Raw genomic sequence first — 3,279 nt, forward strand, 5'->3', positions numbered from 1 at the left:
TTTTGGGTTTGCTTGGAGGGCATTCCCCCCAAGTGCTATCACTATTCTTGACATATTCATTTCTCCTTTTATATTTCATATGAAATGTATTATTTTTATAACTATAGATTAGTTTAGATTGAATTATTAATCAAATTTTCTTAAATAAGCAGATAGTTCTTTTAATCCGTTTTTTAATATTTCTGTGTGTGTACAGTATCCTAATCTAGCATGTCCCTCAACATCAAACCGATTCCCTGGAACTAAAAGGACTCCTTTTTCTTTTAAAATATCTATACAAAATTGTTCAACATCAATAGGTATATCTAATTTAATAAATGATGTAGAAACATATTTCGGGAATACTAATGAAACACGAGGCTCATTTTTAACCCATTCCTTAACAATCTCTAAATTCGTATGAACGATCTTTTTATTTCTATCAATAACTAATTCTTTATTTTTTAATATATGGACAGCTAGATAATCATCAAAAACGCCAGCACAAATCATAGTGTAATCACGATATTTTCTAAACGAGTCTGCTAATTCCTTATTACTCGCAATCCACCCAACACGTATTCCTGGAACTGAATATGTTTTTGATAAACTATTTGTGGAAATTCCTTTATCGTATAAGTCCACGATTGAAGAAACAGAAATAGTAGAATCTAAAGGTTTATATACTTCATCAACTAAAATATAAGCACCAACATTACTCGCAATTTTTACTATTTCTTTAAGGAAATCATCATCAAATATTGTCCCAGTAGGATTATTTGCATTATTCAAACAAATTAATTTTGTATTTGGACGTATTAATTTTTTTAGTTCATCAATCGATGGTAACCAATCATTCTCTTCATAAATTTCCCAAAATTCTACTTCAGCACCAAAAGACTTTGGAATATCATATAATTGTTGATAACTAGGATGCATTGAAATCACATGATCACCAGGCTCTACCAATGAATATAATGCTAATAAATTTGCGCCAGTTGCTCCATTAGTTTGCAAAATATTTTCAGGTAGAACATTTCTATATAATTTACTAACTTCTTTTTTAAACTCTGGCGAACCTTCTATCCATCCATAATTCATTTTTGTTTTTAATAATCCATCAAAAAATTTCTTTGGAGTTGTACCATCTATAGATATTATTTCTTCTAATGAAAATGATGCAATTGAGCTTCCTGCTATATCATAAATAGCATCATTTTCCCAAACATTTAGCCATTCTTCAACGCCAAAACTCGCAATTTTCATATTAATCATCTCTTTTCATCAATTTAAATAGTAATTTTCCCTATTGCTAATTGGTAAATGACATATATTGCTCCAATAACAATTAATGTTGTTAGTATACTCTGGGTTTTTGATAACAGCTTTTTTTCACCATTTTCTTTTCTAGCCATGGCGAAAAACACAATTCCAGGAATATAAGCTATAAGACAAAGTAAAGTATAGTTTAGTCCCGATACTACAATTGCCCATGTTTCAAAAATTACAGTAATTAATCCTATGATTATTTGTTTTATTTCACCTTTTTCATGTCTGTTTAAATAAGATATTTTAAATTGGTACAATCCAACAAATAAATAACATACTAGTATTGCAGCAGTACAAAGAGAATAAGCAAACTGATATGCTTTATCTGTAAATAAGAAAGTGAAAATAAATAATTGAGTCAAAACTGCTGTGATAATTAAAGAAAAAGTTGGTGCACCAGCTCCATTTACTTTACCAAATATTTTTGGCAATAATTTTGAACGAGCCATTAAAAGAGTTGTTTCAGAAGGTAGCATCGTCCAAGATAACCATGCACCTGAAATTGAGATTATTAACCCAACATTTATAAATGCAGCTCCCCAAGGTCCAACAATATCTTTTAATATATAAGCCATTGAAGGGGTTGCTAATTTTGATAACTCAACTTTACTCATAACTCCATAAGGAATCATAGAAGCTAAAACATAAATAGTAAATAAACCTATTAACCCAAGAATAGTTGCTCTTCCAGCTTCAGATTTTTTATTCGCACGAGATGATAACATAGAAGCTCCTTCTATACCAACAAAAACCCACATCATTACCATCATACAATTTTTAACTTGTGAGAATATATCTGATAGATTAAAATTAGTAGATATGTTACCCCAAAAATGATTTGTGAATAAATCCACCTTAAAAGCTACAATACCTATAACTATGAATAAAAAGATAGGTATTAATTTAAATATGGTAACTACCGTATTTATAATAGCAGCTTCCTCAACTCCTCTATTAACTATGTAAGTAAGTGCCCACATAATAATACTAGCACCAATAATTGAGGCAACATTTTGACCATTTCCAAAGATAGGAAAGAAGTAAGAAAGTGTGCTCATAAGCATTGTAGCAAATGCTACATTACCAAGCCATGCGGATAACCAATATCCCCATCCACTAATAAAACCTCCAAATTGTCCAAAACCATCTTCTGCATAGCTGAATATACCATTTAATTCAGGCTTTTTTAATAATAAATTTTTAAAAGATAACGATAACATTAAAATACCAAAGCCGACAATTATCCATGCAATAATTGCAGGTCCTGCTGCAGCACCTGATGCTAAATCACCAGATATATTAAATATTCCAGCACCTATTGAGGAAGTAATAACTAGTGCTGTTAGTGAAAATAGGCCTAATTTTTTATCCTTTTCCATTTTATAATCTCCTTCTAACCTACTAGAATATTGAAATTTGGCAAGAGTAATAATATTACCCTCACCAAAGTTTATAATTGTAGATTATTTTAGGCTAGTTTCCAAGTGTAGCAACCATAACTGCTTTGATTGTGTGCATCCTGTTTTCTGCTTCATCAAATACAATAGAATGTTTACTTTCAAATACTTCATCTGTAACTTCTAAACCTTCAAGACCATATTTCTCAAATATTTCTTTTCCTACAATAGTCTTTAAGTCATGAAATGCTGGTAGACAATGCATAAATTTAACATTTTTATTACCTGTCTTATTAAGCATTTCCATATTAACTTGGTATGGTCTTAATATCTTTATTCTTGATGCCCAAACTTCATCTGCTTCACCCATGGAAACCCATACATCTGTATATATTACATCTGCATTTTTAACTCCTGCATCCACGTTATCTGTAATAGTAATTTTTGCTCCTGTAACTTTCGCAATATCATTACATTTTTGGACTAATTCTGTTTCTGGGAATAAGCTCTTAGGCGATACAATTCTAAAGTCCATACCCATTTTAGCAGCACCTATCATCAATGCATTTGCCAT

Annotated in this window: 2 protein-coding genes and 1 pseudogene; all 3 read right to left on the bottom strand. The window is 30.6% G+C overall.

The window, feature by feature from the left end; all coding sequences use genetic code 11:
* Positions 1–126: 126 nt before the first annotated feature.
* Entirely contained in the window at positions 127–1,245 is a 1,119-nt protein-coding gene (locus Q0649_RS01570) for an aminotransferase (RefSeq protein WP_298836549.1), read from the bottom strand.
* A 23-nt stretch (positions 1,246–1,268) separates the two neighbouring features.
* A complete protein-coding gene (gene arcD, locus Q0649_RS01575; RefSeq protein ID WP_298836550.1) occupies positions 1,269–2,687 on the bottom strand; it encodes an arginine-ornithine antiporter in 1,419 nt (472 codons plus the stop codon).
* Between the two features lie 94 nt (positions 2,688–2,781).
* Positions 2,782–3,279, bottom strand: a pseudogene (locus Q0649_RS01580) (ornithine carbamoyltransferase subunit F); the annotation flags it as partial.

Origin of the sequence: uncultured Clostridium sp. (assembly GCF_937920395.1) — a bacterium.
Lineage (GTDB): Bacteria > Bacillota > Clostridia > Clostridiales > Clostridiaceae > Clostridium_AD.